16 protein-coding genes, 1 other RNA gene and 1 riboswitch are annotated in these 21,585 nt (G+C 48.1%); of the genes, 11 read left to right on the top strand and 6 right to left on the bottom strand.

The genetic code is table 11. From position 1 onward, the window contains the following. Positions 1 to 139: 139 nt before the first annotated feature. Positions 140 to 1,072: an AraC family transcriptional regulator gene (locus DWX00_RS11550; RefSeq protein ID WP_117509907.1), complete on the bottom strand. Its 933-nt coding sequence runs from the start codon at positions 1,070 to 1,072 to the stop codon at positions 140 to 142. A gap of 189 nt (positions 1,073 to 1,261) precedes the next feature. Between DWX00_RS11550 and DWX00_RS11545 the strand changes: the two genes are divergently transcribed. Continuing rightward, entirely contained in the window at positions 1,262 to 3,271 is a 2,010-nt protein-coding gene (locus DWX00_RS11545; RefSeq protein WP_118595264.1) for a glycoside hydrolase family 127 protein, read from the top strand. Positions 3,272 to 3,423: 152 nt separating this feature from the next. On the opposite strand, the gene DWX00_RS11540 is transcribed toward DWX00_RS11545, so the two are convergent. Next, positions 3,424 to 4,032 carry an ECF transporter S component gene (locus DWX00_RS11540; protein WP_118595263.1) on the bottom strand — a complete coding sequence of 203 codons (609 nt, stop codon included), beginning with the start codon at positions 4,030 to 4,032 and terminating at the stop codon, positions 3,424 to 3,426. Then, positions 4,029 to 5,078, bottom strand: coding sequence for a nucleoside hydrolase (locus DWX00_RS11535; RefSeq protein ID WP_118595262.1), 1,050 nt, complete (start codon positions 5,076 to 5,078; stop codon positions 4,029 to 4,031). Before DWX00_RS11535 ends, DWX00_RS11540 begins: the two co-directional genes overlap by 4 nt. 31 nt (positions 5,079 to 5,109) lie before the next feature. Continuing rightward, positions 5,110 to 5,154: riboswitch (PreQ1 riboswitch) on the bottom strand. A gap of 209 nt (positions 5,155 to 5,363) precedes the next feature. Here DWX00_RS11535 and DWX00_RS11530 point away from each other — a divergent pair. The 7 genes from DWX00_RS11530 (at position 5,364) to DWX00_RS11500 (ending at position 14,907) form a co-directional block, all read left to right on the top strand. Next, complete coding sequence (locus tag DWX00_RS11530) at positions 5,364 to 5,831, top strand: hypothetical protein (protein ID WP_117802594.1); 468 nt, start codon at positions 5,364 to 5,366, stop codon at positions 5,829 to 5,831. 407 nt (positions 5,832 to 6,238) lie between these two features. Continuing rightward, positions 6,239 to 6,655 (top strand): 30S ribosomal protein S12, encoded by a 417-nt coding sequence (gene rpsL, locus DWX00_RS11525; RefSeq protein ID WP_022463258.1) that lies wholly within the window; start codon positions 6,239 to 6,241, stop codon positions 6,653 to 6,655. Positions 6,656 to 6,828: 173 nt separating this feature from the next. Beyond that, positions 6,829 to 7,299: a 30S ribosomal protein S7 gene (rpsG, locus tag DWX00_RS11520; RefSeq protein WP_022463259.1), complete on the top strand. Its 471-nt coding sequence runs from the start codon at positions 6,829 to 6,831 to the stop codon at positions 7,297 to 7,299. Between the two features lie 15 nt (positions 7,300 to 7,314). Beyond that, on the top strand, positions 7,315 to 9,432 hold the full coding sequence (gene fusA, locus DWX00_RS11515) for an elongation factor G (RefSeq protein WP_022463260.1): 2,118 nt from the start codon (positions 7,315 to 7,317) through the stop codon (positions 9,430 to 9,432). A 197-nt stretch (positions 9,433 to 9,629) separates the two neighbouring features. Beyond that, on the top strand, positions 9,630 to 10,823 hold the full coding sequence (tuf, locus tag DWX00_RS11510; protein ID WP_022463261.1) for an elongation factor Tu: 1,194 nt from the start codon (positions 9,630 to 9,632) through the stop codon (positions 10,821 to 10,823). Positions 10,824 to 11,031: 208 nt separating this feature from the next. Then, entirely contained in the window at positions 11,032 to 11,490 is a 459-nt protein-coding gene (locus DWX00_RS11505; protein ID WP_243038006.1) for a DUF2399 domain-containing protein, read from the top strand. Between the two features lie 21 nt (positions 11,491 to 11,511). Next, on the top strand, positions 11,512 to 14,907 hold the full coding sequence (locus DWX00_RS11500) for a DEAD/DEAH box helicase (RefSeq protein ID WP_118595260.1): 3,396 nt from the start codon (positions 11,512 to 11,514) through the stop codon (positions 14,905 to 14,907). Positions 14,908 to 15,057: 150 nt separating this feature from the next. Here DWX00_RS11500 and asnA read toward each other — a convergent pair whose 3' ends face one another. The 3 genes from asnA to DWX00_RS11485 form a co-directional block, all read right to left on the bottom strand. Continuing rightward, positions 15,058 to 16,071 (bottom strand): aspartate--ammonia ligase, encoded by a 1,014-nt coding sequence (gene asnA / locus DWX00_RS11495; RefSeq protein ID WP_022463264.1) that lies wholly within the window; start codon positions 16,069 to 16,071, stop codon positions 15,058 to 15,060. A 214-nt stretch (positions 16,072 to 16,285) separates the two neighbouring features. Further along, complete coding sequence (locus DWX00_RS11490) at positions 16,286 to 17,137, bottom strand: sugar phosphate isomerase/epimerase family protein (protein WP_117805070.1); 852 nt, start codon at positions 17,135 to 17,137, stop codon at positions 16,286 to 16,288. 133 nt (positions 17,138 to 17,270) lie between these two features. After that, positions 17,271 to 18,014 (bottom strand): ThuA domain-containing protein, encoded by a 744-nt coding sequence (locus DWX00_RS11485; RefSeq protein WP_117805071.1) that lies wholly within the window; start codon positions 18,012 to 18,014, stop codon positions 17,271 to 17,273. Between the two features lie 214 nt (positions 18,015 to 18,228). Between DWX00_RS11485 and ffs the strand changes: the two genes are divergently transcribed. The 3 genes from ffs to dnaX all read left to right on the top strand — a co-directional run bounded on the left by ffs (position 18,229) and on the right by dnaX (position 21,558). Beyond that, positions 18,229 to 18,491: signal recognition particle sRNA large type (ffs, locus tag DWX00_RS11480), an RNA gene on the top strand. A gap of 194 nt (positions 18,492 to 18,685) precedes the next feature. Next, complete coding sequence (locus tag DWX00_RS11475; protein WP_022463267.1) at positions 18,686 to 19,765, top strand: 6-phosphofructokinase; 1,080 nt, start codon at positions 18,686 to 18,688, stop codon at positions 19,763 to 19,765. Between the two features lie 143 nt (positions 19,766 to 19,908). Then, positions 19,909 to 21,558 carry a DNA polymerase III subunit gamma/tau gene (gene dnaX, locus DWX00_RS11470; RefSeq protein ID WP_055265662.1) on the top strand — a complete coding sequence of 550 codons (1,650 nt, stop codon included), beginning with the start codon at positions 19,909 to 19,911 and terminating at the stop codon, positions 21,556 to 21,558. Positions 21,559 to 21,585: the final 27 nt, after the last annotated feature.

Genomic DNA, 21,585 nt, shown 5'->3' with positions numbered 1-21,585 from the left:
TGTCTATTTTCTAAAAGAAACAGTAAATTTCTAAAGAATAAGTGAATCCATCCATTGAGTAAATCACTTCCGTCCGCCAAAACGTAGATGGGTCCCCAGGCGGACGTTCCGCTGTGCCTGGGGGTCGTATCCTCCCGTCCTATTCAAAAGAAAGTTTCCGGTTCCCATAACTCTTCCGGTACTGTCCCGGCGTCATCCCGGTGAGTTTTCGGAAAGCCGTGGAAAAATTATGCGCATCCTGAAATCCCACATTATAAGCAATCTGAGAGACCGTGTGATTTGTGTCCGTCAGCTCGGCCATAGCGCTGTCCATTTTGGATTTCAGGATGAATTGTTTTAACGTCATCCCGGTGCCCTCGTGGAAGAGGGAGGAGAGGTATTTGTCGTTGTATCCGAAATAACGGGCGAGTTCGGTGACTTTGAGGGACTCGCTGCTGTGGTACTGGATGTAGCTGATGATGTCCTGCAGGATCTGCGTCCGCTGCGTTTCGGAAGTGTAGGTGCGGTAGAAGGGACTCTGACAGTTGATTTCGCCGAGAACAGCGGCAGTCAGGCTGTTGTTGAGGAACGTGTTGTGGAAACGCAGGGAAGTGTCCTGGAGCTGCTTCATGAGGATGATGACGCGGTTCGGGGAGGAAAGCGTTCTCTGGAGCGGGATGCATAACGTTTCGGGGTAGTTGGATGGAAGCTGGGCGGGAGCGAGGTCCTCAAGGCGGTAGGAGGATGGCGGTGCAGCATGAAACTCATCCAGAACCGATCCGGCGGTCGGGTCAGAAGGAGCGACGATCGGTGCGGAGGGGATACCTGGGATAAAATGGAGCCAGTAGAAAGAGCAGCTTCCCTTTTTCGAGCCATGCTGATGGACGGTCGGCGGCAAAAGAAGATATTCGCCGGGGTGAACCTCGTAAGAGCGGCGTTCGTCCGCGATAAAAAGCGTTCCTTCCGTCACAACCATCAGTTCAAAATTGACGAGATTCCGTGTCAGGTGCATCCACTCCGGGGACGGGGACTGGAATTTGCCGCAGAGGTCGTAGGTAAAACAGGCGGCATCTGGAAATAAAACAGAGATCATATGACTTTTTCAAACCTTTTCAAACATTCTTGTATTTTAAACGGCGGTCCGTTTTGCTAAAATAAAACTATAGAAAAACAGGAAAACAGCCGTCAAAAGAAGTGTAACGCTTCCCATCCCTGAAAGCAAGGAAAATATCTTTTTCAAACCAGGAGGCGGCGGAAGACAACGAAAAAGGAGACCGAAAAAATGGATCAGAAAAACTTCAGCAAACCATTATCCCTGGCAAAAGTCCAGGTTACTGATGCATTCTGGAAAAAAGAGATGGAGCTTGTCCGCACCGAAGTAATTCCGTATCAGTGGAATGCCTTAAATGACAATGTTCCGGGAGCAGCACCGAGCTTCTGTATGCGGAACTACCGCCGCGCCGGTGAAGTTGAAAAAGAGCGGAAAGCAAAAGGAGACAAATTTGTTCAGATCAAATATCCGCTGGATACTTTTGAGACACTGCCGAAGGATGGCAAAATGGACGGAAGATTTTATGGCTTCCTGTTCCAGGATACCGATTTTACCAAATGGGTGGAGGCAGTTGCGTACTCCCTGACACAGCATCCCGATCCGGAGCTGGAAAAAACGGCAGATGAAGCAATTGAAGCTGTCTGCGCAGCACAGAGAGAAGACGGATACCTCGATACCTACTATCTGATCAACGATCAGGATATGATTTTTACAAACCTTAAGGACAACCATGAGCTGTACTGCTTCGGTCATCTGACGGAAGGCGCCGTAGCCTATTATCAGGCGACCGGAAAAGACCGTCTCTTAAAAGCAGCAGAGCGTTTCGCGGACTTTATTGCCAGCAAACTCGGTCACGGCGAGGGTAAAAAAGCAGGTTATCCTGGTCACGAAATTGCAGAGATGGCTCTGATGCGTCTCTATGATCTGACCGGCGAGCAGAAGTATCTCGATCTTGCAAAATACTTCATCGACGAGCGCGGAACAAAACCATACTATTACGATATCGAGCGCGGTCTGACCTGCCCGGAGGGCGAGGAACGATATAGCTACAATCAGGCAAACCGCCCGGTGCGTCAGCAGGATGAGGTGCAGGGGCACTCCGTACGCGCCGTATATCTCTATTCCGGCATGGCGGATGTGGCAAGGGCAACGCAGGATGAGAGCCTGCTGAAAGCCTGTGAAACTCTCTGGAACAACATGGTGCATCAGAAAATGTACGTCACCGGCGGAATCGGTGCCACTCATATAGGAGAGGCATTCTCTTTCAACTATGACCTGCCAAACGATACCGCTTACGCAGAGACCTGTGCATCCATCGGTCTTGTGTTCTTTGCTCGCCGCATGCTGGAGATTCAGGCAAAAGCAGAGTACGCGGATGTGATGGAATTAGCCCTCTACAATGGCGTTCTCTCCGGAATGGCGCTCGACGGAAAGAGCTTCTTCTATGTCAATCCGCTGGAGGTACTGCCGGAGGCATGTCACAAGGATGAGCGGAAATTCCATGTAAAACCGATCCGTCAGAAATGGTTCGGCTGTGCCTGCTGCCCTCCGAACCTGGCAAGAACGGTAAGCTCAGTTGCATCTTACGCATACACGGAAAACGACACAACCCTGTTTGTCCACTTGTACATGGGCGGAACAGTGGAAGGAGAAAAAGTAAAAGCATCCATCACTTCCGAATTCCCGTGGGACGGCCATGTTTCCGTGACCTGCGAGAGCGATACCAAAGAGCCGTACACCTTTGCATTCCGCATCCCGGGATGGTGTGCTTCTTATGAAAAAGAGATTCCAAAAGGCGCAGAAGTGGAAGAAAAAGACGGGTATCTTTATGTGACAAAAGTATGGGCGAAGGGTGAGACGATCCGCCTGAACTTCCCGATGGAAATCCAGTTTCTGGCATCCAATCCGCTTGTACGCGAGGACGCCGGCCGTGTTGCCGTAAAACGAGGACCGGTTGTTTACTGTATGGAAGAAGCAGACAACGGAAAGAATCTGCATTTGACAAAACTCTGTGTGAATGGTGAAAAAACCGCAGAAGCAGCCGATGAGCTGGGCGAGTACTTTGTGAGCGTAACGGCCGAGGGACGTCGCATGAAGCTGGGCGATGCAGAAAAACAGCCGTTGTATCATCTGTATCAGAAAGAGGAAGAGGAAAAGACGAAACTGAAGCTGATTCCATATTATATGTGGAACAACCGAGGTGAGGGCGAAATGCAGGTATGGATCCGCGCATGTGAATGATTTTATTAAAGAAGAAATAAAGAACTCCGGAAAAGGGATGGCTCCTGATACAGCCTCCCCTTTTTTCCGGAGTTCTTGTTATGCCAAAATATGAGAATCCTGCAAAAAAGAAAGTGAATTTTTTGCAGGATTCTTTGTGCTATTGGTACAGATTATTTTCTGCTTCTCATAGAAAGACTGCCGAAAGCAGAAGAAACGGCGGGCAGAATCACGAGGACGACCGCAAGGACAATCATTCGATCCACAAAGTCTGTCATGGCCTGTACAACGCAGACAGAGAGAGTCAGATTCATACCGAGGCTGTGAAGCAGCTGCACCAGCACAGTGGAGCCGGAGGAAGTAATTCCACCGAAAACAACCGCGGTGATTGTGGAACTTACCACAGTACCCGGAAGTGAGATCACAAGCGCTGCCGGAAACAGCTTCCAGCCCATGGTGCGAAGAGAAAGTCCCTCACTGCGGGAGCCGGCCGTATGGGATGGGCGGAGCTTCCGGAATACAAGACCTGCAACCAGACCAAGGATGAGCTGTACCGGAATATAGTAAAACGCATAGACATCACTTGTCATACCGGAAATCAGTCCGGAAATGAGTCCCGGGACGAGGCCTGCAACCGGTCCGAACAGGGCGGCAGCCAGAACCGTTCCGATGGAGTCGAGGTAAACCGGAAGGCGCAGCAGCAGTGCAACGGTACCGCCGAGGATATTGATAACACCACAGAGTGCCAGAGTCGTGAGCTTTAACGTACGGTTTGCGTTCATCTTGCGTCCCCTCCCTTCTGAAACATTGTCTCATGCGGGAAGACGGGCGGTGCGGTAAGAATCTGGTCGAGAACCGGTGCAGATTCCACTTCAGATACGCCAAGAACACGCGCAAAGAACATCAGGAAAAAGCGGCTCACATCGACCTGCGTCAGAATGTGACTGTTCGGTGCTTTCTGATAAAAATTCATGGCATCCACAACGGTCTGACCAAGGCAGAGACCATTTGTTTCCACCTGCGTATAGGCATCAAAACCGCTGCAGAGCGACGGATCCACAAGATAAGCGGCTGCGAGCGGATCGTTGATTACGCATCCGATGACCTTTTCCTGTTTCCAGTGAAAATCGAAGTAAAAACGTGTCAGCTCCTCGATGCGGGTTCCGACTTCCGGATTTACACACTTCATATATTCCACGAGATTCGGAGTCAGAACAATTTTTCTTGTGACATCCAGCCCGATCATATGGAGCTTTTTGCCGGCAAGCTGCGGCAGCTCGGAGAAAGCACGGAACACTTCGGCTGCGGCGTCCGGGTCGCACCAGTAATTATACTCGGCAACCGGAGAGCAGTTTCCGTGACTCTTGTAGCTTCCGCCCATGGAGACCAGTGCTTCGAGATTCTCAAGGCATTCCGGTGCACACGAAATAACCTTTGCAAGATTCGTCATCGGTCCGAGGGCAAGAATTGTAACATCAGGGGTTGTTTTTAAGGTTTCGATGAGGAAAGAAACAGCGTCTGTTTTTGGCGTAAGCTCTTTGACATCCGGCCAGCCGGATTCGCCGAGGCCGTCCATGCCGTGCGTGTCCATGGCATCCACATAGTCGCGGACCAGGGGAGTTTCCTCTCCGACATAAACAGGGACATCTGTTTTTCCAATCATGGAAAGAATTTTGAGGGCATTTTTTGCGCCCATAGAAGCGGGTACATTTCCGCTGACTGTGGTGATGCCGATCAGATCCAGCTCTTTGGAAGCTGCGGCAAGCATCAGGGCGAGAGAATCGTCGATGCCGGGATCACAGTCGATGATCAGTTTTTTTGCATTCATTTTCCAATCTCCTTGAAATAAAATGATTTTGAGATACTTGGTTTTTTATACTGGGAAGTTCACGAACCAGTCCGGACACCCGTAAAAAGGCGGGAAAATCCGATTATATAAATGCACGGGAATGAGTATAGCACAGATTCAAAAAAGAATCCAGCAAAAAGAATCGAGTAAAAAGAATTCAGTAAAAACAAGCCTTGCCTGTTGGAGAAAAATCGAGTATGGTATATAAGCGTAGAACAAATGAGAATATATGAGAATATATGAGAATATATGGGAGATAAAAGCATGGCAGATGGATTTTTAGCACCAACGGGAAGATTCTATCCAAAAACAGAAAATTTTCATGCGCAGACCGCGCGGGCAATTCTAGGCCCGGAAGGTCAGACGGACGAGCCGATTCAGGAGCTTTTGCGCCGGGGATATATTTTATTTGTGGGCTTCCACAAACCAGGTGAACCGGAAAATCTCCATGCCGATATGGATTATGTGCTCGGCGGACCGGGACACCCGGCGACAGAAGGGCAGAAGGCATGGATTGCGGAACATGTAGAGGAGTTGTCGGGAAAACAGCAGTTTGACATCAACAACGATGAGATAACCTTTCAAAGATTCTACATCAGCAACATCCGTATGTTTCCCTGGTGCAGGGGCTGCGCGGAGGAAAAAGCGCGCGAGCTCTGGGGAAATGCACAGAGTGAGGAAAAACCAAAACGGTGTGATGCGTGCCCGGGCTTTCGAGACCGTCCGCTTTAGAGTATGTCTGAAAAATCATTTCCGCAAACAGCCGGTTTCGTTTTTATATCGCTGAAGCGACCCGCCGCAGCCGGTGAAGTCTGAAAGCCTGCAAAGCAGGATTCTTTCGTGTACACGTTCTGACGAAAAAAATGTCAGAAAATAATTGGATGAGAATATAATAGGAAGAAAAAACACTTTTATATAGTAATGCAGCAATGGGGAAAATCCGCAAAAAGCCGCGTGAACACGCGATTTTTACGGATTTTCCCCTTGACTTTTGATAGGACAGACGATATAATAAACGAGCGTGCGTAAAAGACGGTTTCTTTTGGCGCGCAAAAGCTGCAAAGCAATTATGTTGAACTAAAGCAGCCGTATGAAACCCCGTGGGACACACGGAGAAATCTATCAGGAGGTGAAATGGAATGCCAACATTCAACCAGTTAGTAAGAAAAGGCCGTGAGACTTCCGTAAAGAAATCTACCGCGCCGGCACTGCAGAAAAGCTACAATTCTCTGAGAAAGAAATCCACAGATATGTCTTCTCCTCAGAAGAGAGGTGTGTGTACAGCTGTTAAAACTGCTACACCGAAGAAACCTAACTCAGCTCTTCGTAAAATCGCCAGAGTTCGTCTTTCCAACGGAATCGAAGTAACAAGTTACATCCCAGGAGAAGGTCACAACCTTCAGGAGCACAGCGTTGTTCTGATCCGTGGAGGAAGAGTTAAGGACCTGCCAGGTACCAGATACCACATCATCCGTGGTACACTTGATACTGCAGGTGTTGCTAACAGAAAACAGGCCCGTTCTAAATACGGTGCTAAGAGACCGAAAAAGAAATAATTAAGTAAAACGAGTTCGAGATATATCTAGTATCACAAAAAAGCGAAATGTTGTGCGTTATTCCATAAATCCCCACGGCTGCGGATTTATAGAGAATTTACACGCGCGGACATACTGCAAATAAGTGTGAGTACCGATGATTTAATCGAATGATGGTTAAGGAGGGAAGTAACGTGCCACGTAAAGGACATACTCAGAAAAGAGATGTTTTAGCAGATCCGTTATACAATAACAAAGTGGTAACCAAGCTGATCAACAACATCATGCTGGATGGTAAGAGAGGCGTTGCCCAGAAAATCGTATACGGCGCATTTGCTAAAGTAGAAGAAAAAGCTGGAAAACCAGCAATCGAAGTATTTGAAGAAGCAATGAACAATATCATGCCGGTTCTTGAAGTAAAAGCAAGACGTATCGGTGGTGCTACTTATCAGGTACCGATCGAGGTAAGACCGGACAGACGTCAGGCTCTTGGCCTTCGTTGGCTGACCGCTTATTCTCGTAAGAGAGGCGAGCGTACCATGGAAGACAGACTGGCAAACGAGATTCTGGATGCATCTAACAACACAGGTGCTTCTGTGAAGAAGAAAGAAGAAGTTCATAAGATGGCAGAGGCTAACAAGGCATTTGCTCACTACAGATTCTAAGAGGAGGAAAATCCGTTGGCTGGAAGAGAATATCCATTAGAGAGAACCAGAAACATTGGTATTATGGCTCACATCGATGCAGGTAAAACAACCCTGACCGAGCGTATCCTGTACTATACCGGTGTTAACTACAAGATTGGTGATACTCACGAAGGAACTGCTACCATGGACTGGATGGAACAGGAGCAGGAGCGTGGTATCACAATTACTTCAGCTGCTACAACCTGCCACTGGACTCTGGAAGAGAACTGCAAGCCGAAACCGGGCGCTCTTGAGCACCGTATCAACATCATTGATACCCCAGGTCACGTTGACTTTACCGTAGAGGTAGAGCGTTCTCTTCGTGTACTGGACGGCGCTGTCGGCGTGTTCTGTGCAAAAGGTGGTGTAGAGCCTCAGTCTGAGAACGTATGGCGTCAGGCTGATACCTACAACGTACCGCGTATGGCATTCATCAACAAGATGGACATCCTTGGCGCTGACTTCTACAACGCTGTAGATCAGATCAAGACCAGACTTGGTAAAAATGCTATCTGCCTTCAGCTTCCAATTGGTAAGGAAGATGAGTTCAAGGGAATTATCGATCTGTTCGAGATGAAAGCTTACATCTACAACGACGATAAGGGCGATGATATCTCCATCGTTGATATCCCGGAAGATATGAAAGACGACGCTGAGCTGTATCACACCGAGCTGGTAGAGAAAATCTGCGAGCTGGATGATGAGCTGATGATGCGTTATCTGGATGATGATATCCCGTCTGTAGACGAGATGAAAGCAGTTCTGCGTAAAGCTACCTGCGAGTGTACAGCTGTACCGGTATGCTGCGGTTCTGCATACAGAAACAAAGGTGTTCAGAAACTTCTGGATGCGATCCTTGAGTACATGCCGGCTCCGACCGATATCCCGCCAATCGAGGGTACCGATCTGGACGGAAACCCGATCGTAAGACATTCTTCCGATGAGGAGCCGTTCTCCGCACTGGCATTCAAGATTATGACAGACCCATTCGTTGGTAAACTGGCATATTTCCGTGTGTATTCAGGAACCATGAACTCCGGTTCTTACGTACTGAATGCAACAAAAGATAAAAAAGAGCGTGTTGGACGTATCCTTCAGATGCATGCAAACAAACGTATGGAGCTGGACAAAGTTTACTCCGGTGACATCGCAGCTGCAATCGGATTCAAGTTCACCACCACAGGTGATACCATCTGCGACGAGCAGCATCCGGTAATCCTTGAGTCTATGGAGTTCCCGGAGCCGGTTATCGAGCTGGCTATCGAGCCTAAGACAAAAGCAGGCCAGGGCAAACTGGGCGAGTCCCTTGCAAAACTGGCTGAGGAGGATCCGACCTTCCGTGCACACACCAATCAGGAAACTGGTCAGACCATTATCGCTGGTATGGGTGAGCTGCATCTGGAAATCATCGTTGACCGTCTGCTTCGTGAGTTCAAAGTAGAGGCTAACGTAGGTGCTCCGCAGGTTGCATACAAAGAGACCATTACCAAACCGGCAGACATCGACAGCAAATATGCAAAACAGTCTGGTGGACGTGGACAGTATGGTCACTGTAAAGTTAAATTCGAGCCTATGGATGCAAACGGCGAAGAGATTTACAAATTCGAGTCTACCGTTGTCGGTGGAGCTATTCCGAAAGAGTATATCCCGGCTGTAGGCGAAGGTATCGAAGAGGCTATGAAAGCCGGTATCCTGGGAGGCTTCCCGGTAGTCGGTGTTCATGCAAATGTATACGACGGATCTTATCATGAGGTCGATTCTTCTGAGATGGCATTCCACATTGCTGGTTCTCTGGCATTCAAGGAAGCTATGCAGAAGGGTGCTCCGGTTCTTCTTGAGCCTATCATGAAAGTCGAAGTTTCCACTCCGGAAGATTACATGGGTGATGTTATCGGTGATATCAACTCCCGTCGTGGTCGTATCGAGGGTATGGATGACATCGGCGGCGGAAAGATGATCCGTGGATTCGTACCGTTGGCTGAAATGTTCGGTTACGCAACAGACCTTCGTTCTAAAACTCAGGGACGTGGTAACTACTCCATGTTCTTTGATAAATACGAGCAGGTTCCGAAAAACGTACAGGAAAAAGTTCTGTCTGCAAAAGCAAAATAATGTAAGAAAAATAATCGGGTGTGCAGCTGTCAAAGGCTGCACAGCCTAAAAGTATTATTTTTCTGAGATTTCCCTTGCAAATAAGACGGAAATGCAATATAATCAGACTTAGCAGGTTTACGATTCAGGTGGGTTCCTGCCACCAATTTAGTCTCAAAAAAGCCCACTGGGCGCAATTTTAAGGAGGACATTTTAAAATGGCTAAAGCTAAATTTGAAAGAACAAAACCGCATTGTAACATTGGTACCATCGGCCACGTTGACCATGGTAAAACAACTCTGACCGCAGCTATCACAAAAGTACTTTCTACCAGAGTAGAAGGAAACACTGCTGAGAACTTCGAAGATATCGATAAAGCTCCGGAAGAGAGAGAGCGTGGTATCACAATCTCTACTGCACACGTTGAGTATCAGACAGAGAAAAGACACTATGCACACGTTGACTGCCCAGGCCATGCTGACTATGTAAAGAACATGATCACTGGTGCTGCACAGATGGACGGAGCTATCCTTGTAGTAGCTGCTACAGACGGTGTTATGGCTCAGACAAAAGAGCACATCCTTCTGTCCCGTCAGGTAGGTGTACCTTACATCGTTGTATTCATGAACAAATGCGATATGGTAGACGACGAAGAGCTGCTTGAGCTGGTAGACATGGAGATCCGTGAGCTGCTGAACGAGTATGACTTCCCGGGAGATGACACTCCGATCATCCAGGGTTCTGCTCTGAAAGCTCTGGAAGATCCGGCTGGCCCATGGGGAGATAAAATCATGGAGCTTATGGATGCAGTAGATAGCTGGATCCCGGATCCGCAGCGTGACACAGATAAAGATTTCATCATGCCTGTAGAGGACGTATTCACCATCACTGGTCGTGGTACTGTTGCTACTGGCCGTGTTGAGGCTGGTGTTCTTCATCTGAATGAGGAAGTTGAAATCGCAGGTCTGAAAGAAGAGACCAAGAAAACTGTTGTAACTGGTATCGAGATGTTCCGTAAACTCCTCGATGAGGCTCAGGCTGGTGATAACATCGGTGCTCTGCTTCGTGGTGTTCAGAGAACAGAGATCGAAAGAGGACAGGTTCTGGCTAAACCAGGTACCGTTCACTGCCATACCAAATTTACCGCTCAGGTATACGTTCTGACAAAAGACGAGGGTGGCCGTCATACTCCATTCTTCAACAACTATCGTCCGCAGTTCTACTTCCGTACAACTGACGTAACAGGTGTTATCACTCTTCCAGAAGGAACTGAGATGTGCATGCCTGGCGATAACGTAGAGATGACCATCGAACTGATCCACCCGATCGCTATGGATCAGGGTCTTACCTTCGCTATCCGTGAGGGTGGCCGTACCGTTGGATCAGGCCGTGTTGCTACTCTGATCGACTAATTATCGGTAGACTATTCTAAATAAAATATAATTGTATCGAAAGATACTTGTGCTCAAACGTAAGAGACCCCGGCGCCGTAAGGCGGCCGGGGTTTTTCTGTTTTTAACCAAAAGAAACTTATCATATATAGCAGGATATGATATAATTTTTATTAGTTGAAATAAAAGAGAATAAGAAAGGAAAAAAGGATGGACTACTTGGAGGCAATTGATCAAACCTCTTATTTATCAGTACCGAATGCAATGGAGAGAACTGCTGCAGTGCGTGGGAATTGTACCGGATAACATTTCTTCCCTGGTACATGCGTTTGGAATTCGTTTGAAAAAACAGGAGATATGGCATCCAGCATATGAAGCCTTTTGCCGATGCGGGGAACCGTATGTGCTTACCATGGAAAATCTGAAGGGTATTACAGAAGTACAGCCTGTCGGAACGTGTGTATACATTGTGGAAAACGAAATGGTATTCAGCTATCTTATGGAACAGGTGCAGGGAAAGAATGTGTCGCTGCTGTGTACGTCGGGACAGCCGCGGTATGCAGCATTAAAACTGATTTCGTTGATCGTACAGAGTGGGATTCCCATTTACTACAGTGGAGATCTTGACCCGGATGGGATCAAAACCAGAATCTGTAAAATACGAATTGTGAATGATGGGAAAAGATAGAACAGAAAGGATTTTACCAGCATGATTACAAAGGCGGACATCAAACAGGAGACGAATTCCGTATCATATAACCGTGGAAAAAAGATCTATGAAGAACAGAAAGTGCATGCTTTTCAGGTACAGGAAATGGAGGATATTTTCGGATATCAACTGCATAAAATTACAGCTGTCGTAGACGGAAGCGGAAAAAATATGTATTGTGTCAGCGTTTCTGTAGATGAAGAAATGTCTGAAATTATGGAAGATGATTGTGATTGTCCGGCACATGAGCAGTACTGGGGATTGTGCAAACATTGTGTCGCTGTTTTGCTGTACTATCTTGAATGGCGGAAAAAAGAGAGAAAAAAACTGGAAGAAAAAGTGAGAAATGACGAAGAACATCAGGAACTGGAGCAGCTTCTTCGTGCTGTCGGCGTGAAAAAAGGAATGGAAGAATTCCAGGGAGAACATAAAATTGTCAGAAAAGTAGTAAAACCAACACCAAAAGCAGAGACAAGCCCCGGTTTTTCTGAACTGCTTTCACATTATGTGATGCGGGATCAGGTTGCTTTTCTGCCGAAAGCAAAAGCAGGTCAGGTTAAACTGGAAATTCATCTGGAGAGCCAGTTTGACGATTCCTTTCGGGCAGAATTTAAAATCGGAAGCAAAAGGATGTATGTATTAAAAAGTGTTTCCAAAATGACAGCAGCTGTAAAAAATATGGAAACGGTCAGCTACGGTGCACAGCTTTCTTTTTTGCACTGTATGGATGCTTTTGAAGAAGAAAGCCGTCCGATGGTAGAATTTCTGAGCGCATATACCATGGAACGCGGCTCATGCTATCAGATAGGTACCGGCAGCTATGCGTCCTGCTTTGATGACCGTTATGTGATGATTTCTGTGCAGAATATGGATGAATTTTTTGAGGCTGTTGGCAGCCAGGAGTTCTTTTGTCGTACGAACTGGAGAGAAGAAAAACTGTGGCACTGCCAGGAGGGGATGCCGCAGTATGAAATGAAGCTTTTACGGAAAGCAGATGGCCTAAAGGTACAGATGTACGCGGATCCCATTTTTTATGGCAGAAAATATTTGTATTTTCTTTCAGAAAAAAATACAATTTACCGAGTCCCAAGGGAAGAGATAGCAGAAGTCTGCGACTTCCTGGAATATATGGAGCGATGTCCGGACGGAGTCTGTGAAATTGCAAAAGAAGATATCCCGACCTTCTGCCAGGGACTTCTCCCGGTGTTGGAGGAACATTTTAAGGTAAAAAAAGAAGAAAAGCTGGAATTACAGCAGTATCTTCCGCCGCAGGTGGAATTTCAGATTTATCTGGATGCGCCGCAGCATGATATGATTATCTGCGAACTTCTGGCTGTCTATGGCGAGAAAAAATACAATGTTTTTGCAGATGCAAACGATATCCATCAGCTTTCCCATGGCCGTGATGTACGGAAAGAAGCAGCGGCAAACCAGCTCGTTCGATCCTGTTTCAGCGCTTATGATGCGCGGAAACATCAGATGCTTCTCCAGGGAGCCGATGAGATGTATGAGTTTTTAAGCAGCGGTATGGAAGATCTGCAGAAACTGGGCGAAATTTTTGTTTCTGACCGGTTAAAAGCGATCCGTGTCATCCCGTCCCCGAAAGTTTCTGTCGGTGTATCCCTCGCAGAAAATGTACTGGAACTTCATTTGAATCCGGGCAATTTTGACATGGAGGAACTGGCAGAGATTCTTTCAAAATATGACCGGAAAAAGAAATTTTACCGCCTGAGGACCGGTGAATTTATGGATATGGACGAGGACGGTATCCGCGTTCTCTCGGAACTGCGGGAAAATCTGCAGATCTCCGAGGCAAAGCTGAAGAGCGGCGAGATCACAATTCCGAAATACCGAGCACTCTACCTCGATACCCGTTTAAAAGAGCAGGATGATCTTCAGGTTGAGAAAAACCGCGAGTTCCGTATGCTGATCCGAAATATGAAAACTGCAGAGGAGAACGATTTTGAACTTCCGGACAATCTGCAGGCACAGCTCCGTGAATATCAGAAAACAGGATTCTGGTGGCTGAAAACCTTATGCCAGAACGGCTTTGGCGGTATTCTGGCGGATGATATGGGACTTGGAAAGACGCTGCAGACCATCGCCTTTCTCTTATCTGAAATGCAGGAAGCACCCGAAGATGCAAATCGTCGTTCTTTGATCGTTGCACCGGCATCTCTCGTCTATAACTGGGAGAGCGAATGTGCCCGCTTTGCTCCGGAGCTGCAGACGAGACTCGTCGCCGGTACACAGGAACAGAGGAAAGAGATGATCGAAAATGCCGGTATGCAGGATATTTTGATTACCTCGTACGATTTGCTCCGCCGCGATATCGAACTGTATCAGGATCTCCCGTTCTTCTGCGAGATCATTGATGAGGCGCAGTTCATCAAAAATCACGCAACGCAGGGAGCAAAAGCCGTGAAAACGATCCATGCATCGTTCCGCCTGGCATTAACCGGAACACCGGTAGAAAACCAGTTAAGTGAACTATGGAGCATCTTTGATTATCTGATGCCGGGATTCCTCTATGGATATCAGAAATTCCGCGAGCAGTTTGAACTTCCGATTGTGCGGAACGGCGACGAAGAAAGATTAGAACGTCTGCAAAAGATGATCCGTCCGTTTATTCTGCGCCGTCTGAAGAAGGAAGTGCTGAAGGATCTGCCGGACAAAATTGAGAAAAATATGGCTGCCCGCATGGAACAGAAGCAGAAGGAGCTGTATCATGCACATGCCCAGCGGCTGGCGCTTATGCTGCAGAACCAGACAGAGGAAGAATTTGCCGATTCCAGGTTCCAGGTGCTCTCTGAACTGACGCGGCTGCGTCAGCTCTGCTGTGATCCTGCGCTTGTTTACGAAAATTACGAAGGCGGTTCGGCAAAACTCGATCTCTGCATCGAGCTGATTCAGAGTGCCGTGGAATCCGGCCACAAAATCCTGCTGTTCTCCCAGTTCACTTCGATGATCGAGATCCTGACCGCGCGTCTGCAGGAAGAAAGCATCAGCTACTTTGTCCTGCAGGGAAGCACGAAAAAAGAGCAGCGTGCACAAATGGTGGAACAGTTCAACCGGGATGACACGTCTGTATTCTGTATTTCCCTGAAAGCAGGTGGAACCGGCCTGAACCTGACCGGCGCGGATATCGTCATCCATTACGATCCATGGTGGAATGTTGCTGTTGAAAATCAGGCGACAGACCGTGCACATCGTATTGGGCAGAAAAATGTTGTGACGGTATACAAATTGATTGCAAAAGGAACCATCGAGGAAAAAATCATCAAGCTTCAGCAGATGAAAAAAGAGCTGGCGGAAGAGATCCTTTCCGGTGATGAAATTAAGACAGCATCCTTTCAGAGAGAGGAACTGCTTGAGCTTTTGGAAGAACGGTTCTGAAACCGCGAAAAACAGAAAAAGATTTGATGTAAGGACGAAATGCAGCAGCAATGCAGGAAAATATAAAAGGGATACGTTTCTGTCATACCCTGAAAACGGGCGGACAGGAAACGTATCCCTTTTACAGTAATAGTCTATTCGAAACCAATCTTACAGAAGCTGAATATTCATCACATCCATCACCTCTCGTGTCTCCATCGGCCATACCGAGCACTGTACCTCTCCGATGTGCGCTTTGCGCAGGAAAAACATACAGATACGGGACTGTCCGATACCGCCGCCGATTGTCTGCGGGAGAGTGCCGTTCAGAATGGATTTCTGGAAGGGAAGCTTCGCGCGGGACTGGCATCCGCATTCCTTTAACTGGGCGCGGAGAGCATCTGCGTTGACGCGGATACCCATGGAGGAGAGCTCAAGGGCGATGTCAAGCACTGGATAATAAACGATCAGATCGCCGTTTAAGGACCAGTCGTCGTAGTCCGGGGAACGTCCGTCCTGACGCTCTCCGGAAGCAAGCACGCCGCCGATCTGCATAATAAAGACAGCACCTTTTTCTTTGGTGATTGTATACTCTCTTTCCTTTGGAGTCAGATCCGGATAGCGATCCTCAAGTTCCTGGGAAGTGATAAAGAAAATTTCATCCGGCAGAATGGTTTCGATGTAGTCGTACTGGTCTGCCATATGTTTTTCCGTGTTTTTCAGTGCCTCATAGATATCTTTTACGGTACTCTTTAAGAAATCAAGATTGCGTTCTTCCGGGGACATGATTTTTTCCCAGTCCCACTGATCCACGTAAACGGAGTGAATGTTGTCGGTCACCTCGTCCTGGCGGATGGCGTTCATATCGGTGTAGATGCCTTCTCCCTCAGAGAAGCCGTATTTGTGAAGCGCGTACCGTTTCCATTTTGCCAGAGACTGAACAATTTCAGCGGTTTTCTTGGTACCCTGATCCTTTAACTCAAAAGAAACCGGGTGTTCTACGCCATTCAGATTGTCATTCAAGCCGGTTTCCGGCTGTACAAAAAGCGGAGCTGTTACACGGAGCAGATGTAGACGATGTGTCAGCTCGTGCTGGAAATAATCCTTTACTGTTTTAATCGCCACCTGTGTATCGTGGAGGTTTAATGCAGATTTGTAACCCTGCGGAATAATAATTTCTCCCATTACTTTAAAACCCTCTTGTTTTAGATTTGCTTTTCGAATCACGCCTTCTCAAAAAGCTTCAAATTTAGTTTACCATGTTTTCCATGGAAAGCAAGGAAAAGATACGAAAAAACCAAAGATAGTAAAGAATTTTTTCGACATAATTTTTTTGCTGAAATTCTCCCCGGAAATACGAATTTTTCCGAAAATCAGAGCGCTTATGAAAGAGGCGGAATTATTCGGAAACCCACTGGCGCAGAAACGCTGCGGACTGTTCGATGAACGATAACTGATCCGGCGCATCGAAATGCTCGATGGCGAGATAACCGTCGTAATCGCACGCTTCTAAATCTGTAAGAAGCTTTGCCATCGGCAGATATCCCGTTCCGGCCGGTGTCTGGCCAAGGCCGCGGCAGAAACGTCCGTGAACGAGCGGGCTTTCGGCACGATCCTTACAGTGAACATGGACAATATAATCCTTCAGAAGCCAGGCAGCATACGAAACATCCTCATCACTGAAAGCAAAATTTCCGATATCAAGCGTATACCGCAGCCCCGGCACGTGCTCCATAAACCAGAGCAGCGGATATGTGCGTGCAAACGGCTGTAAAAAACCGTCAAAGTCCTCTAAGGTAATCGTAACGCCACGCAAAGCCGCATATTCGGCGAGTGAGGAAAGCGCATGTACCATATTTTGAATCGATTTGTTTTCGGCCATAAAAGTACTCGTTGCCTCATAGGTGCTGCTGCAGGCTGCAAGCTCTGCCGCTTCGGCAGTTTCAAGCGCGCCTGCAACAAACAGGACACGCGAAACCTGCTGCGATGCCGCAGTATCGAGCATCTGCTGTGCTCTGCCAAGATCCGTATCATGGGAAAAATCAAAGGTTTCATGCATACAGCTGATCACCAGCCCCGCATCGGAAAGCATCGGGGCAATGACCTCTTTTTCTGATGCAAACAGACTGTAGTTCATCTCAACAGCCGAAATTCCCTGATCCCTGCAGAACGCGAGCACTTCCGGAATCGTCTTACCGGATTGCTCACACGCCTGTAGAATGTGTTCGTAAAAAACGGAAAGCTTTCTCATATAACATTTCCTCCTGATTTATGCAATGTGTACGCAGATTCCATCCGCGTATTGCAGAACATTTTTGATCGTGAAATCAGACCCCTGTTTTGAAAAAATCAAACGGGATACAGATATCGGTAAACTGCAGTTGCTATTTTTCGTGTGAAGAAAGATACACTTCCTCTGTAGATGGATTCACCCATGCATTATCCAGTGGTGCCGGTCTTCGTACTACAGGAACGCACCAGCGCACCCCGTTTTTGATAATCTTCTGAATCACCGGCATATGGTAAATGGGGTATTCCTCGTGTCCCGGCTGAAAATAGAAAATTTTGCCCAGCCCACGTGTAAAGGTGCATCCGCTGCGGAACACCTCACCGCCTGCAAACCATCCCGTAAATACCACATCATCCGGTTTGGGAATATCAAAAAACTCCCCGTACATCTCTTCCTCCGGAATATCCACCCATGCCGGAATTCCCTGCGCGATCGGATGGGTCGGACACGTACAGAACAGTCTCTCACGATCCCCATGCCGCCACCGAAGCGTCATACTTGTTCCGAGAAGCTTCCGCATAATCTTGGAATAATGCCCTGAATGCAGAACTACCAGCCCCATTCCGGCTAGCACATGACGCCGAACCCGCTCGGCCACATCGTCCGAGAACTCCTCCTGCAGCATATGATTCCAGAACACCAGCACATCGGTATTTGCCAGCACTTCTTCCGTCAGCCCATGCTCCTTCTCGTCAAACACAGCCGTCCGAACCGAAAGCTCCTCCTCTTGTCCCAGAAACTTTGCAATACAGGCATGAATCCCGTCCGGATAAATCTCTTTCACTTTCTCCTGTGTTCGCTCATGCTGAAACTCATTCCAGACCGTAACTCGTATCATTCGTCCACCCTCCTTCTATAAGAAAAAAATATATCATTTTCAAAAAGTTATCGATAGCAAATTTTGAAAATAATGAAAAAAGCAGTCGTTCACACTCTGCGGTACTGAATTTTTGCGTTATTTTCTGGCCTTACTATAAATTATACTCGTGCTATACCAATATTTCAATTCACAAATTCCTTGACATCCCCTCCGAAATCCCGTATACTAAACAATGCGCAGCCGGGGAGATAGCGGTGCCCTGTACCCGCAATCCGCTACAGCGGGGGTGATGCCAATCCGAGGGCTCTTTCATTGCGAAGCTGCCTTCTATAAGTGACGTTGACGTCTGGGTCTTACGCAACAGGACTCCATGAACCGTGTCAGGGCAGGAATGCAGCAGCACTAAGTGGAATCTCCTGTGTGCCGTGAGGGTGCCTGGGCCGAGTAGGCTGTAGGAGTAACGTTCGTGGTGAGAGTTCGAAGTGCGGCGCGCATAAAAAAGAAAATCCAAGGAAGCCTGAACCCCAGACTTCCTTTTTTCGTACAAAAAATAGAAACTCCCGCGCTTTCTTCCCCCGAACTATTGTGAGAACGAAAAAAATAGGGTATAATGTAAACATTCCATAATACTGCCAAGAAACAAGAAGCAGTCGTGAAAATCTAATAAAGAACAGGATGGGAAAAGTCATATGTTAAGAATTGGTCTGTTAACAAGCGGCGGAGACTGCCAGGCATTAAATGCGACCATGCGCGGAGTCGTAAAAGGCCTTGCAAACAATGTAAAAGATCTCGAAGTATACGGATTCATGAACGGCTATAAAGGCCTCATCTACAGCGATTACCGCATGCTCAGTGCAAAAGATTTTTCCGGTATATTAACACAGGGAGGAACTATTCTCGGAACCTCACGTCAGCCGTTTAAGCTGATGCGTACCCCGGATGCAAACGGTCTGGACAAAGTGGAAGCAATGAAGCATACCTACCACAAGCTCCTTCTGGACTGCCTTGTCATTCTTGGCGGAAACGGAACCCAGAAAACAGCAAACCTCTTGAGAGAGGAAGGACTGAATATTATCCATCTTCCGAAAACCATCGATAATGATATCTACGGAACGGATATGACCTTCGGTTTCTACAGTGCCGTCAATATTGCATCCGATGCGATCGACTGCATCCATACAACAGCCTCCTCTCACCAGAGAGTTTTTATCGTAGAGGTTATGGGTCATAAAGTAGGCTGGCTGACGCTGTACGCCGGAATCGCAAGCGGCGCAGACGTTATCCTGATTCCGGAAATTCCATACGATATTGAAAAAGTATGCGAGGCCATCAACAGACGAAAAGAGCGCGGAAGCGGATTCACCATTCTTGCCGTTGCCGAGGGTGCAATTGCAAAAGAAGACGCAGCACTTCCGAAGAAAGAGCTGAAAAAACGTCAGGAAGAAATCGCAAAGAAATACCCGTCCGTATCCTACAAGATCGCAGAAGAAATCGAGGCAAAGACAGGCATGGAAATCCGCGTCACCGTACCGGGCCACATGCAGCGAGGCGGCAGCCCGTGTCCGTATGACCGTGTCCTTTCCACAAGACTCGGATCCGAGGCAGCACAGCTTATTCTGGACAAACAGTACGGCTACATGGTCGGAATGGTCAACGGAAAAGTAAAGAAAATTCCGCTGGGCGAGTGCGCCGGAAAATTAAAGACCGTAGATCCGAATGCACAGGAAGTCCTGCAGGCAAAACGGATGGGAATCAGCTTCGGCGATTGATGCGTTCCCGAAAAAGGCAGGGAAAAAGAACGGAGGCCTTAAAGCAAGAAGAACAAGGTCTCCGTTCTTCTGTTGCACTGCTGTCTAAAAGAAACTGCCGGCGGCAGGCTTCCATGCCGATGCAATAAAAGGAGAAAAATTTTATGAGCTATACTGCTCTGTACCGAAAATTCCGTCCTTCCACCTTTGAGGATGTAAAAGGACAGGATCACATTGTAACAACATTAAAAAATCAGATCCGCGCGGACCGCATCGGTCATGCGTACCTGTTCTGCGGAACCCGCGGAACAGGAAAAACGACGATCGCCAAGATTCTCGCCCGTTCGGTCAACTGCGAACATCCCGTGGACGGAAGCCCGTGCAACGAATGTCCGACGTGTAAGGCGATTCTGGCGGGCGTTTCCACGAACGTCATCGAGATCGACGCGGCATCGAACAACGGTGTCGACAACATCCGTGAAATCCGTGAGGAGGTAGCCTACCGGCCGACACAGGGACGGTATAAAGTCTATATCATCGACGAGGTGCATATGCTTTCTACCGGAGCGTTCAATGCACTCTTAAAAACCCTGGAGGAGCCGCCGTCCTATGTCATCTTCATTCTGGCGACCACAGAGGCAAACAAAATCCCGGTGACGATCCTTTCCAGATGCCAGCGGTACGATTTCCGCCGCATCACGATCGATACCATCGCGGCGCGTCTTAGTGAACTGATGGAAAAAGAGGGCGTGGACGTCGAAGAAAAAGCCATCCGCTACGTCGCAAAGGCGGGCGACGGCTCCATGCGAGACGCGTTAAGCCTCCTGGACCAGTGCATCGCCTTCTACCTCGGGCAGAAGCTGACGTACGATAAAGTCCTTGAAGTTCTCGGAACTGTTGATACCGAAATCTTCAGCCAGATGCTCCGCACGATCCTCGCCGGGGATGTAACGGGAAGCATCCGCACGCTGGAAACCCTTTTAAACCGCGGAAAAGAGCTGGGACAGTTCGTTACCGACTTTACGTGGTATCTGCGGAATCTGCTGTTGGTAAAAAGCGCAGATGAAACCGAAGAACTGCTCGACGTCTCTACAGAAAACCTGAAGCTCTTAAAAGAAGAGAGCACGATGGTAGACGATGAGACGCTGATCCACTATATCCGCGTTTTATCCGAGCTCTCCGGCCAGCTCCGCTATGCGGCGCAGAAGCGCGTGCTCGTCGAGGTGGCACTCGTCAAACTCTGCAAACCGCAGATGGAGCAGAACCTCGAATCCGTGCTGGAGCGTCTTAGGATTCTCGAAGAAAAAATGGAGCGCGGAATCCCGATGATGGTGACAAATGCACCGGGAGCAGGAAACGGCAGTGCAGGAGGCTCCGGAGCGGCCGGAGACGGCTATGCGGCGGCAGAAACACCGCAGAGTGCACCGGCACCAGTGAAAGCCGCACCGGCGGATTTACAGCGCATCAGCGCGTCCTGGAAGGCAATTGTCGGCCAGACAAGCGGCATGTTCCGCCAGTTTCTGCAGAGCGCCGTTCCGAAATACAACAGCGAGACGGGCGACGCCAAACTGTTTGTTGAGTTTGCAGACCAGCTCGCATCCATCTACGTTGAGCGGCCGGAGGCAGCCGATGAGATCCGCACCATTATTGAACAGATGACTGGAAAAACCGTAGAGGTCCAGCTCATTTTAGCAGACCAGCATGCAAACGCCGCGCTCTCCACGATTTCCGTGGATGATGCACTGACGCAGGCGATTCATGGAATCCCGGTCGAGGAGGACGACGAGAGCGACTTCGACGACGGGGAAGAATAGATTAAAAACAAATTTTTCAGGAGGATA

Origin of the sequence: Blautia sp. AF17-9LB (genome assembly GCF_003479185.1) — a bacterium.
Classification (GTDB): domain Bacteria; phylum Bacillota; class Clostridia; order Lachnospirales; family Lachnospiraceae; genus Fusicatenibacter; species Fusicatenibacter saccharivorans.
This window is presented reverse-complemented; position numbering and strand designations above follow the sequence as displayed.